The organism is Paenibacillus kribbensis (genome assembly GCF_001705305.1).
Lineage (GTDB): Bacteria > Bacillota > Bacilli > Paenibacillales > Paenibacillaceae > Paenibacillus > Paenibacillus kribbensis_B.
Map to the genome: position 1 here is coordinate 113,022 of NZ_MCBP01000007.1, position 12,639 is coordinate 125,660.

Genomic DNA, 12,639 nt, shown 5'->3' on the forward strand with positions numbered 1-12,639 from the left:
GCTTAAGCCGAATTGGCATGGACATCATCTGTGAGATTTGATAGAATTACATAGCAATGAAAATGAGAATCATTATTAATTGGAGGATTATTGTGAACTACTCAAATATTCGAGTATCGGCTTGCTTCTTCCTTATTTCGTTGGTGCTGGTACTGAGTGCATGCGCTACAAGTGGAAACGGGAACTCAGCGGTTGATGGTCAAACAGCAGATTCCAAGACCGCCTCGACCAGTGATGCAACTGCTACACGTACATATGAAAGTGATAAAGGTACAGTTACTCTTCCTGAGCATCCGCAACGTGTCGTTGTAGCAGTTGGCGACTATGTGGGCGATGTGCTTGCACTTGGGGTTACACCTGTAGGGGCTCCGGATACCGTTTTTAATGCTCCATATTATAAGAAATACTTGAATGGGGTTGAAAATATTGGTGATAGCTCAGCACTGTCCCTTGAAAAAGTGACTACCCTGAGTCCGGATCTGATCATTACCTATGATGACAAAGCTTATGAAAATCTAAAGAAAATAGCACCGACGGTATTTATTCCATATGGTAGATATGATTACAAGAATCGCCTAATGGAGCTGGGCAAAGTGCTGAACAAAGAGCAGGAAGCGAAGGAGTGTCTTGCTGATTTTACGGCTAAAATCGCTGAGAAAAAGCAAGCCTTGTCTGATGTCATTAATTCAGGTAAAAAAATTGCCATTTTCGAGATTACAGGAAAAGAATTATATCTTTATGGAAAATCCTATGGGCGTGGCGGAGCCATACTTTATGATGGGTTGGGACTTCATGCTCCGGAGAAGGTAGAAAAAGCAGCGTTCAAGAAGGGCTGGGCAAGCATTTCATTGGAGGCTTTACCGGAGATGCTCGGTGATGCCGATTATCTGATGTTGGGAATTCGAGGCGATGGAGTAGATCAGGGGAAAGATATTGAATCTAAAAGTGTATGGAAGAACCTGCCTGCCGTTAAAGCAGCAAAGGTGTACCCATATTCGATCGACGACTTTTATTTTCAAGATCCGATTGCTCTGACTTACCAATTAGAACGGATATCGGATTTTCTGATTTCTAAAAAATAACCCGAAAAGCAACAACATGCTTATGCGGTTCGACAGATTCCAACAATGTGATGTCTTGTGAGCCAAGGGAAGGTGACTACCTTCCTTTTTTCTGTTATTCTAAGGAAGGCTATGATGGGGATTCTGGGCTTTTTGGTATAATTTTTTACATTAAAAAAATAAAATTAGCGTCAGACGTCTATCCTGCAACAATTTGCAAAGAGGATGCGTCTGTAATATTGCAGGGAGAGGGGGATCCTTTGTGGTAGAGCAGGGACTCATTCGAGCCGCTCAATCGGGCGATCGCGACGCTCTCATTACCCTATTAAGAGAGATAGAACAGCATGTGTACCGTACGGCATATTACATTCTGAACAATGAGCAGGACGCCATGGATGCTTCACAGGAAGCTCTCATACGGATTTATTCCAAAATTAACTCTTATGAGGAAAAAGCGCAGTTCAAAACCTGGGTTCAACGCATTGTTACGAATATATGTATCGACAAATTCAGAAGGACGAAACCCTCGGTTTCCATTGACGAGCACGACATGATCTTCAACGATCCCCAAAATGTAGAGGTTGAGGTGTTAACCTCCTACATGGCACAGGATGTTCGTGAAGCGATACAGCAGCTTCCAGAGCACCATCGGACAGTGATCGTCTTGAGATATTTGCAGGATTTCTCCTATAACGAAATTGCCGATTCTTTGGATTTGCCGCTCAATACGGTCAAGTCATACTTATATCGTGCAAGACAGCAGTTGCAAGGGCTACTTCAGGATTATCAGAAAGGTGGTGTATCAGGATGAAGTGTGAGGAAGAGGTGATGGATTGGATGCAGCGTTATGTGGATCATGAGCTGGGCGAAGAAGAGACGTCCCAATTAATGAACCATATTGCGACTTGTCCGGACTGTGCGGAAAAATTTCATATTCTTCAGACACTCTCCCGCGAGCTGGAGGAATTACCTGCCGTTTCCCCGGCGTTCAGCCTGGTGGATTCCATCATGCCTCAGTTGGATGCCATTGACCGCGCACGTGAGGAGCAGGGAAGTGCGCTTCAGGAAATGCAGCCGGTGGCTGTTGATCCTGGACCTGGGCCTAGACAGCGTACCCAGCCTACGCCTTGGTGGAACCGGATGGGAGGGCGTGCGGCCATGGGCGTGGCTGCCGCTGCTGTTGTACTGGGAATTGTAGTATTCAATTTCCAGCCTAAAACAGTGCAGGATGCGGAAGGCATACTTACATCCCAGTCGCCTGAAGTGAAGACTCAGCAGAATCAGACTGGAATTCCAGATGCGACGAATGGTAGTGGTGGCTATAATGCTGCCATTGGATCGGAATCGACCAACCCGCCATTAGAGCAGGGACAAGGAACGGATGCATCTCAACCATCTGCAGGTGAAGAGCCTGATTCGAGCAAACAGGATGTAAAAGGCGCAGATCATGAAAATAATCCTTCCAACCCGAATGCTGCAAAACGTGACAATCAGCGTGGGGAGGGAGACTCGGCGAAGTCTGCGCCAGCTGGAGCTTCTTCTCATCAAGATCGAAAGCAGAAACAGCCAGAATCGGATAGTCAAGCGACCAAGGAGAATCCGTCGATGGAGAATTTCGTGCAGGATGCTCCCAAGTCCGATGACAAACAGCTAATGCAGGAAAAATCCAAACAATCGACGATAGCCCCTGATCAGCAGCAGGAATCAAGAATGGAAAATACACCCATAGCGGGTGCAGGGACTGCTCAGGATGGTAATAACGACAACACAGCTACCGATGATTCATCTTCTTCGTTGAGTCAGGAGCTGAAGACGCAGGATCAAACAGCTTCAAATGGAACGTCAACAGATACAAGCTCCCAAAGCATTACCAAGGATTCAGGGAATGCTTTGGGGGATAACGGCAAGAGAGCCACTAACGATCAGTCATCTTCCGTGTCACAGGACTCGGTACGCAAAGAGGGCTTTGTATCTAATTCACTGGTCTCTCCAGACGGTAGTAGTGCCTCCACCTTTGGCGCCCAGTCTACGTCCGAAGATCAGCTGGGCTCACCTGATGGCAGCTATGCGGTGGTTATTGAAGGCAAAAAGCTGAAAGTATATAAGCTTTCCGATAATGGGGTAGACCGAACAACATTGGAGGTTCGTACCTTAAAAGGAGCCTGGGTCAAGGGAAGCTGGTCGGATGATAGTCAGACCTTCATGTACGAGACGGAGCAAGATGGTACAGCAAGTAAATATACGTATACGGTCCCGCGTAGCACTGGAAAATAATTGCCGTAAGTAGTCACACATTTAAAATTAAGGAATAGATTATATGAACCGACGTCGTATCCCGACGGTCGAAAGTTTCTAGAGCTTTCTGCTGCCGTGTTGATATAGATGGTGGTGAAGGGATCTTGCCTATAGGCAGGGTCCCTTTGTTTGTATAATGACTTGCCTTCCGGTCGGATGTCGGGTACGATCAGTGGATGGGGGGAACGGGATATGGATGCAAAAACAGCCGCTAAGGCTATTCGCAAGGGCGATATTTCGCCCGTGTATTTGCTATACGGCAATGAAAAATACCAGATGAAGCAGTTCGTCGAGATGCTCAAGGAAAAAGTGGTGGAAGAGGAGCATCGTGATTTTGCCATTATTCCCTATGATCTGACGGAAACGCCAATCGAGTTGGTCGTGGAGGAGGCGGAAACTGCGCCTTTTCTGGTGCCGAAAAAGCTGATTATTGTCCGGGATACGAGTGTATTCGCAGCAGGCAAAGATGGCGGCAAGATTGAGCACCGCATTGAGACGCTGTTGACTTATATGGATAACCCGACTGACTATAGCGTCATCGTTTTTATGGTTCAGGCCGAAAAGCTGGATGAACGGAAAAAGATTGTCAAAAGACTGAAAAGTGATGCTTCGGTGATTGCTTTTTCCCCGTTGAGTGGAGATGACCTTGTAGCGTGGGTTCATAAACGTGCAGGGGAAAGAGAGGTACAATTGGCTGCAGGAGCTGCAGAGACCCTCATTCAATATACAGGTACAGGGCTGCAATCTTTGGCTGCCGAGATAGACAAGCTGTGCTTGTATGCAGGAGCACAAGGAACGATTTCATCTATGGATATTGAATCCCTTGTACCTCGTAGTACGGAGCAAAACGTATTTGTGATGGTTGAGGATCTGGCTAATTTGCGGCTGGATAAGGCGCTTAGTATTTTTTATGAGCTGCTCAAGCAAAAAGAGGAACCGATCAAGATTGCAGCTTTGATCACACGGCAGTTCCGTATTATATTGCAGGTTAAGGAGCTGGCAGGTCAAAGTTATTCCCAACAGCAAATTGCGAGTCAGCTTAGCTTGCATCCTTACGGGGTAAAAGTAGCGGGTGAGCAGGCCAGGAGGTTCCGTCCCGAACAACTGCGTCAGCTTCTCTTCGAGTTGGGAGAACTGGATTATCATATGAAAACAGGTGTTGTTGATAAGGTACTGGGACTGGAGCTGTTTTTAATGAAATTGGGTATGGGGGCTACAGTCTAACCCGTCCAAGTGACCCCTCCCAGGTGCAGAGCGATTTTTAAGGGACACTAGGCAGGACAGAACACAGACGCTAAAAACTAAAAAATCCTGATCAGCCGAGGCTGGTCAGGATTTTTTCATTAACGTATAAAAGTAGCTCTTGCTTACGCTTGAGCTGTAAGAGCGTTAAGTTTTTTCGCCAAGCGGGATTTCTTGCGAGCAGCTGCATTTTTGTGGATCAGACCTTTAGTTACAGCCTTGTCCAGCTTTTGGGAAGCTACTTTGAAAGCAGCAGCAGCAACTTCAGCTTCGTTACCCACCAACGCTGTATCGGCAGCTTTTACTGCTGTACGAAGCGCGGATTTTTGGGAAGCGTTCAACGCACGGCGTTTGTCGCTCGTTTTAACGCGTTTGATAGCGGATTTAATGTTTGGCATTACATTCACCTCCTGTAAAGGCATTACTTATGAACACAAACGTTTCACAACTTAAAATATTTTAGCACGCTACACCTCAAAATGCAATAAGAAAACATTCTGCGGCTACGCAAATGACAGGATGAAAATGGATGTGCATAAACCTGTTGGGTGTCTCGCACACTATAGCCAGAGATGGTATACAAGGAGGCTTAAAAGATGGATCTGGATTTGCAGAAGTATGCGGTACGCACGGATTTGGCACTGGAGGCAAGAGAGCTGGCAGCACGGGATCAGACTGTACCGCTGGCGGGCATCAGTGAGGACGTAGAGGAAGATAACGGGATTAAAATTACGCGTCTGGATGTACTTAATGAAGAAGGGGCTAATCGTATTGGACGGGTACAAGGGCATTATGTCACGCTGGAAGTACCTGGATTACGTGGAGGTGATAGCGGACTCCAGGAACGAGTAGCTATTGCATTTGCGAAAGAGATGGAGCATTTTATACAAAAAATAGGTATCTCCAAAACGGCACGGGTACTTGTGGTCGGTCTTGGGAACTGGAACGTCACTCCCGATTCGCTGGGCCCGCTTGTCGTTGAAAATCTGATGGTAACCCGTCAATATTTTGAATTGACGCCTGATCAGGTCAACCCGGGCTATCGGGATGTAAGCGCCATTGCACCGGGTGTTCTCGGTATTACGGGAATCGAGTCCAGTGAAATCGTGCAAGGCATCGTAGATCGCACCAAACCAGAGCTGATTATTGCTATTGATGCTCTGGCGTCACGTTCACTGGAGCGCGTCAATACGACTATTCAGGTGGCAGATATCGGGATACACCCGGGATCAGGAATTGGCAACAAGCGACGCGGCATCACCAAGGATATTATGGGTGTTCCATGCATTGCCATCGGCGTGCCAACGGTATGCTACGCTTCGACCATCGTAAATAATGTAATTGAACTGATGAAAACACATTTTGCCAAAGAAAAAGCACCTACGAAGGCGATACTGGGGATGCTGGACGATATTTCAGAGCCTGAGAGACTCGGGCTGGTGAGAGAGGTACTTCAGCCGTTGGGGCATGATCTGATTGTGACCCCTAAAGAGATTGATGAATTTATTGAAGATATTGCGAACATCATTGCAACCGGGCTGAACGCTGCTCTGCATGAGGCTGTTGATCCCGGCAATGTCGCCGCTTATACGCATTAATGCAAGGTTAGCCAAATCATTTTTCCAAGGCACCTAACTCTCTATTTAACAGGTAACCTGTCTCTCTCAATAAGGGATGGGTTCTACCTGTGGGTAGAGATTTTTTGTGTTCTAGCAATTGTTCTCCGTTCATAGAGTTGAAGTATAAGAGATTTCCGCAGCAGATAGGAACCCTATGTTCCGAATGTAAAAGCGGGTTTCGACGGGACGAAGGAGGACAAGGCTCACATGAAAAAAATTCAGACCTGGAACGTCGGAAGATGGAGAAGAAAGGGTATCGAAATTTTGGCGATGGGACATACGCTTGTGCTGCTTATTATGGGCTCGGCGCTTTTATTTGTCGTACTGGGGCTAGGGGGACTGGCCGAAAATCGTTTGCAAACATCTCCCGTTGCTTCGATGAAAGGATTTGCAGGTTCGGTGTCCAGCGGTTTTTTCGCAGACCTGCTTGGTATGGAGGTGCCGCATTTGGCACAAAAGAAGCAGCAATCTTCGTTGTCGGGTGAACAGTGGTCGCCTTTTGTTTTTCAAATGCTTACAGGCATTAACCCACAAGATCCGAAAAGCCTTATTTCCCGCGAAATTCCCGGCATGTCTGCAGATGCACCTGTCTTGCTGCGCAAGGGATCAGGGAACGACAAGGTAGAGGCTCCTGCAGATTATCAGCCCGATCAGGGAACGACGGATACTCCCGGTGGCGCAGATGCTTCTGCGAACCCGCCAAATCATGATGCTGCTACGCCAGATTTACCGACAACACCGGAAACGGACCCTGCAAAAGAGGATGATTCAGGTGATACAGCCAAAGGAGAAAAGCGTATATTAATCTACCATTCTCATCCCAGAGAAGCGTATAACCCACTACTCAGCAAAACCAGCTCCAATCCCAATTCCGGTTCTAAATCGGCGAATGTGTCAAGGGTGGGAGACTTTGTGAAAAAGAGACTGGAGAAGCAAGGAATAAACACGCTGCATGTAAACAAGGACTATGCCTCCGTAGTGCAAAATTACAATTGGAACTACTCCTATAAATATTCACGTGAAACCGTCAAGGAGGCCTTGGCGAGCAATAAGGGCTTAACTTATCTGCTTGATATTCACAGGGATTCCCAGCGTCACAGTAAAACGACAGCCACCATTAATGGACTTTCTTATGCCAAAGTATATTTCATTATCGGTCATGACAATAAAAATTGGCGCAAAAATGAAGCTTTCGCTGCCCGTATTCATGAAAAGCTGGAAAAATCGTATCACGGCGTATCACGCGGAGTATGGGGAAAAGATGGCGGTAAAGGCAACAATGGAGAGTACAACCAAAGCCTGTCTTCCCATAGCATTTTGATTGAAATTGGCGGTATTGATAACACCGAGGAGGAGTTAAAGCGTACCTCGGACGTTTTGGCGGATATGATCAGCGAAGTATATTGGGAGGACCAAAAAGCGCAGAAGGCGGGCACGAATGTATCGGATACCAAAAAGAGCAACAGTGGTAATTAAGTTAAGGCGGTTTGACAGTGGAAAGGTGAAAGTGGAAAGGGGAAAATATAATGTCCGGACATTTTCGTAAAAAAGCGCTTGGATTTGTGCTTCTGATTGGGGTGGGCGTGTTACTTGGTATGCAACTGGCAGGCTCTGGCCTGCGCTCAGTCTATGGCCCGGAATGGGACGGGAACCCGGTTCAATCGGTAAATCAACAGAAATCCGAATATGAGCAGACGGTTATTGAGGATACTCCGGCAGCCAATGTCCGTGTCTATAGCGGTACGAATGACGCAAGTGGAACCGTCGAAATTAAGCCGCAAACCGGCATGAATGAAGCGAATACTGACGAACATAATGAGGATCAGTATGCACGTGAGACACGTGAATGGTATACGACAACTGCCCAGGGTGCCAATACCCGGCAGAGCCGAGAGACACCTCGTGAACTGCTAGCCGTCAAGGCGCAGCAGGCCTCGGTGGATACGATGGCAGACAAAACGGCTGGGCTGCTGCAAAACCTGTCGAGGAAGGGCATTCGCTGGGTCGTGTCTGTATTTGATGGAGTAACCGAATAGAAATATTGCTGACCCCACTTACAACTGATATAATAAGCTGATTGACACTAGGCATTGTGTGGGGGTAAGGCATGACTGACATTTTGGCAAGACAACGTAAAATTCGGAACTTTAGTATCATTGCACATATAGACCATGGTAAATCCACGCTGGCTGACCGGATTCTGGAGTATACCGGTGCACTCACTTCCCGTGAAATGCAGGAGCAGGTGCTTGATCAGATGGAGCTGGAGCGGGAGCGCGGGATTACGATCAAGCTCCAGGCAGTGCGACTCACTTATAAGGCCGATGACGGCGAAGAGTACATTTTGAATTTGATTGACACACCGGGACACGTCGATTTTACGTATGAGGTATCCCGCAGTCTGGCTGCCTGCGAAGGTGCTTTGCTGGTAGTAGACGCAGCCCAGGGGATTGAGGCACAGACACTGGCTAACGTTTATTTGGCGCTCGACAACAATCTGGAGATTTTGCCGGTGCTTAACAAAATTGATTTGCCGAGTGCTGATCCCGAACGGGTAAAGCAGGAAATTGAGGATGTTATCGGCTTGGACACAAGCGAAACGGTACATGCTTCAGCCAAAGCTGGAATCGGTATCAAGGAGATTCTGGAACAGGTAGTCAGAAGTGTGCCTGCTCCGCAAGGAAATCCGGATCATCCGCTCAAGGCGCTTATTTTCGATTCGCATTATGATCCTTATAAAGGCGTTATCGTATATGTACGTGTTGTGGATGGCAGTATCCGTGCAGGCTCGAAAATTAAGATGATGGCGACGGATAAAACGTTTGAGGTCATTGAGGTCGGAGCTTTTATGCCCCGTATGAGTATTGTAAACGAACTGAATGTCGGTGATGTTGGTTTTATCGTTGCCGGGATTAAGCATGTGGGCGATACACGTGTCGGGGATACCGTGACGGATGCAAAAAATCCAACACCAGAACCGATGCCAGGCTATCGAAAGATCAATCCGATGGTATATTGCGGTCTCTATCCAATCGAAACATCCGAGTATAACGATCTGCGTGAGGCGCTTGAAAAGCTGCAGCTGAACGATGCTTCGCTCAGTTTTGAGCCGGAAACATCCAGCGCGCTGGGCTTCGGCTTCCGTTGCGGTTTCCTCGGTTTGCTTCATATGGACGTTATTCAGGAACGTATTGAACGTGAGTTCAATATTCCGCTGATTACAACGGCACCAAGCGTTATTTATCGGGTGCAATTGACCAATGGGGAAACGATTGAAATTGATAACCCGTCCAACTACCCGGAAGTAGGACGGATCGAGCATGTGGAAGAGCCGTACGTAAAGGCAGGTATTATCGTGCCTAATGATTACGTAGGTACAGTCATGGAGCTTTGCCAGACCAAGCGCGGCGAGTACGTGAATATGGAGTATCTGGATACGACACGGGTAACCATAACGTATCAGATTCCACTGTCTGAAATCGTGTATGATTTCTTCGATCAGCTTAAATCCAGCACCAAAGGTTATGCTTCCTTTGACTATGAGATTTCAGGCTATCGCCAGTCCAATCTGGTGAAAATGGATATTCTGTTGAATGGCGAGCAGGTCGATGCATTGTCGTTCATCGTGCATAGAGAGCGGGCTTACCATCGCGGACGTATCATTTGTGAGAAGTTGCGCGAGCTCATTCCACGTCAAATGTTCGAGGTGCCGATTCAGGCATCTGTCGGAACAAAGGTTGTTGCGCGTGAAACCGTTAAGGCTATGCGTAAAAACGTCTTGGCCAAATGTTATGGCGGCGATATTTCCCGTAAACGGAAGCTGCTTGAGAAGCAAAAAGAGGGCAAGAAGCGCATGAAGCAGGTGGGTAACGTAGAAGTACCTCAGGAAGCATTTATGGCGGTACTGAAAATAGATGAGTAAAGCTGCTTGAAGTATTCGTCCATTCTTTCATGGGGCATTAGCCATGCATGGAGAATGGGCTTTCTTTATTTGAGCAAGCTATTCAGGACAGACACCTCGTTCAAGTTGTGTTTCTTTTACTGCAACACCTACACCATAAAAAATGGCCGATTGACGGTAGGCAGCAGCGGAGTGGATGGAATCGTTCTGAAGAAGCGTTAGCGTTCGCCTTTACCCCCGGATTTTCTCCTTTAAGTCTATTTACAATTAAAAAATCCGGGGGTAACAGCGATCGGAAGAATGATCCATCCACGAAGCGTTCTTCCTCCTTATTCGCCATTTTTTCCAACCACCATATCCTGAATTGACAAGGAGGATCGGAATGACCGCATCCATACCAAAACATGAACATTCATCCGCGCCTCAAGCGGTTTACTTGCATATACCCTTTTGTACGAATAAATGCTTTTACTGTGACTTCAACTCTTATGTGCTAAAGGATCAGCCTGTTATGGAGTACCTGTATGCACTGGAACGGGAGATGGAGAATACAGTTAAGCTTCACCCCCCAGGAGAAATCAAGACTATTTTCGTCGGGGGCGGAACGCCGACAACACTCAATCCGAAGGAAATGGAATATTTCCTGAAGAGTGTCCGAACCTACTTTCCGAACTGGTCGGAGGATATCGAATTTTCCATGGAAGCCAATCCGGGTACAACCGATTATGAGAAACTTTCCGTGATGAAAGAGGGCGGTGTCAACCGACTCAGCTTCGGGGTGCAGGCTTTTCAGAATGAGCTGCTTACAGGTATTGGCCGCATTCATAATACAGATGACGTATATCGTAGTCTGGAAAATGCACGTAAGGTCGGATTGGACAATCTGTCGATTGACCTGATGTTCGGCTTGCCGAACCAGACCGTGGATATGCTGAATGAGAGCGTCAGTAGAGCGCTGGAGCTGGAACTCCCTCATTACTCCATCTATAGCTTAAAGGTTGAAGAAAATACCCTCTTCCACACGCTATACCAGAAAAATCAGCTTCCACTTCCTCATGAGGACGATGAGTTGGAAATGTACTTGCTTCTCATGCGCCGTATGAAAGAAGCGGGTTATGAGCAGTACGAGATTAGCAATTTTGCAAAACCCGGCTTGGGTAGTAAGCACAATATGACCTACTGGCGCAATGAGGACTATTACGGTCTCGGTGCCGGGGCGCACGGATATGTTGGCAGAGAGCGTCATATGAACATTAAGGGCATTACCCCATATGTAGAGGCTACTCGAAGCGGCCTGCCGCGGCTGGATAGCTTTGAGGTGCCAGCAGCGGAAGCGATGGAGGATTTTCTTATGGTTGGCCTGAGAATGCTGGAGGGTGTGTCCAAGTCCCGCTTTGAAGCTCAATTTGGTCAGACGCTGGAGGATACGTTCACAGTCCCTCTCGGGAAAATGCTGAATGCGGGGTTGATCGAAGCGACCCAGGACGGTTACCGCCTGAGCGAACGCGGTATTTTATTCGGAAATGATGTATTTGCAGAATTCATCGGCTCCATTACGGTAAATTCATAATTCCATAAGCTCATAAGGGGAGGCTTTAATACAGCATGTTTCAACTCCGCAAGCTGGAGCAATCCATTGATAACATCATTCTGTCACAGCAGGTTAAATGGAGTATTGCGATTCTATGCGCAATGTTGTATATTTATTCATTATATGCGGCAAGCGGCAGGAGGAGAGCAAGATGGCTTCAGTGTGTAAAGATGTATTGTGCAGAAGCGCGGTTCCTGAAGATGTGGAGCCTTTATATCAAATGATTAGCGGCTATGCGGAGCGAGGGATTATGCTGCCACGTTCAAGGGAAGTGCTTACGCGCCAACTGGAGCTGTTTATTGTTGCAGAAGTGGACGGCGAAGTCGTGGGTTGTGGTTCTTTATGCAAACTGGGCGCTGATTTGGTAGAGATTCGTTCCCTTGGTATCTCTGAGGGATATAAAGGAATGGGCATTGGCTCCAAGCTCGTAGAGGGCCTTATTATAGAAGCACGGCGACAACGTATCCCTAAAATTATGGCTTTGACCTATGAGGTCTCATTTTTTATAAAAAACGGTTTTGATGTCGTAAACAAAGAAATTTTCCCTGAAAAGGTATGGACCGATTGCATTCACTGTAGCAAACAAAATAACTGTGATGAAATCGCAGTGCTGAAAATACTGAACTGACCTGTAAGCAATGAGGTTAGTTCTTTTTTTCGTTAGATCGTAATGGTGCTGTACAAGCGAAGCGGTCGCTTTAAAAGCTTTCCGTAGGAAAGCTCGCTTCGGAAGCATCACTTCCCCGGATTTCTACCTTACCGAGGTTTTATTCAAGAAATCTGGGGGCGGTGGCGATGGGAAGCACCATCCGACTGCGTAGTGGTACGATAGAAACTTTAAAGTTCAGCTTATATAATTGAAAATACTGATCTGACTTGACAATGATCAGGTCCGTTTGGTATTTTTGTATTATCGGTTAGCACTCATCG

At 47.0% G+C, this 12,639-nt stretch carries 11 protein-coding genes; 10 read left to right on the top strand and 1 reads right to left on the bottom strand.

Annotated elements, in window-relative coordinates; genetic code table 11:
- The first annotated feature begins 92 nt into the window (after nucleotides 1–92).
- The 4 genes from BAZ21_RS14555 (at nucleotide 93) to holA (ending at nucleotide 4,580) form a co-directional block, all read left to right on the top strand.
- On the top strand, nucleotides 93–1,082 hold the full coding sequence (locus BAZ21_RS14555; protein WP_084011660.1) for an iron-hydroxamate ABC transporter substrate-binding protein: 990 nt from the start codon (nucleotides 93–95) through the stop codon (nucleotides 1,080–1,082).
- Between the two features lie 241 nt (nucleotides 1,083–1,323).
- Complete coding sequence (locus tag BAZ21_RS14560; protein WP_010345316.1) at nucleotides 1,324–1,872, top strand: RNA polymerase sigma factor; 549 nt, start codon at nucleotides 1,324–1,326, stop codon at nucleotides 1,870–1,872.
- Nucleotides 1,869–3,335 (top strand): anti-sigma factor, encoded by a 1,467-nt coding sequence (locus tag BAZ21_RS14565; protein WP_068501947.1) that lies wholly within the window; start codon nucleotides 1,869–1,871, stop codon nucleotides 3,333–3,335. Before BAZ21_RS14560 ends, BAZ21_RS14565 begins: the two co-directional genes overlap by 4 nt.
- Nucleotides 3,336–3,548: 213 nt before the next feature.
- Complete coding sequence (holA, locus tag BAZ21_RS14570) at nucleotides 3,549–4,580, top strand: DNA polymerase III subunit delta (protein ID WP_068501949.1); 1,032 nt, start codon at nucleotides 3,549–3,551, stop codon at nucleotides 4,578–4,580.
- 143 nt (nucleotides 4,581–4,723) lie between these two features.
- On the opposite strand, the gene rpsT is transcribed toward holA, so the two are convergent.
- Complete coding sequence (gene rpsT, locus BAZ21_RS14575) at nucleotides 4,724–4,996, bottom strand: 30S ribosomal protein S20 (RefSeq protein ID WP_007431285.1); 273 nt, start codon at nucleotides 4,994–4,996, stop codon at nucleotides 4,724–4,726.
- A gap of 198 nt (nucleotides 4,997–5,194) precedes the next feature.
- On the opposite strand from rpsT, the gene gpr reads away from it, so the two are divergent.
- From gpr to BAZ21_RS14610, 6 genes are all read left to right on the top strand, one after another.
- A complete protein-coding gene (gene gpr / locus BAZ21_RS14580) occupies nucleotides 5,195–6,196 on the top strand; it encodes a GPR endopeptidase (RefSeq protein ID WP_068501952.1) in 1,002 nt (333 codons plus the stop codon).
- 228 nt (nucleotides 6,197–6,424) lie between these two features.
- Nucleotides 6,425–7,693 carry a stage II sporulation protein P gene (locus BAZ21_RS14585; protein ID WP_068501954.1) on the top strand — a complete coding sequence of 423 codons (1,269 nt, stop codon included), beginning with the start codon at nucleotides 6,425–6,427 and terminating at the stop codon, nucleotides 7,691–7,693.
- Between the two features lie 50 nt (nucleotides 7,694–7,743).
- Nucleotides 7,744–8,253 (top strand): DUF3679 domain-containing protein, encoded by a 510-nt coding sequence (locus BAZ21_RS14590; protein WP_068501957.1) that lies wholly within the window; start codon nucleotides 7,744–7,746, stop codon nucleotides 8,251–8,253.
- A gap of 71 nt (nucleotides 8,254–8,324) precedes the next feature.
- Nucleotides 8,325–10,139 carry a translation elongation factor 4 gene (lepA, locus tag BAZ21_RS14595; RefSeq protein WP_068501960.1) on the top strand — a complete coding sequence of 605 codons (1,815 nt, stop codon included), beginning with the start codon at nucleotides 8,325–8,327 and terminating at the stop codon, nucleotides 10,137–10,139.
- Between the two features lie 361 nt (nucleotides 10,140–10,500).
- Nucleotides 10,501–11,688, top strand: coding sequence for a radical SAM family heme chaperone HemW (gene hemW / locus BAZ21_RS14605; RefSeq protein WP_068501967.1), 1,188 nt, complete (start codon nucleotides 10,501–10,503; stop codon nucleotides 11,686–11,688).
- A gap of 172 nt (nucleotides 11,689–11,860) precedes the next feature.
- Nucleotides 11,861–12,337, top strand: coding sequence for an N-acetyltransferase (locus BAZ21_RS14610; RefSeq protein WP_007431279.1), 477 nt, complete (start codon nucleotides 11,861–11,863; stop codon nucleotides 12,335–12,337).
- Nucleotides 12,338–12,639 lie beyond the last annotated feature (302 nt).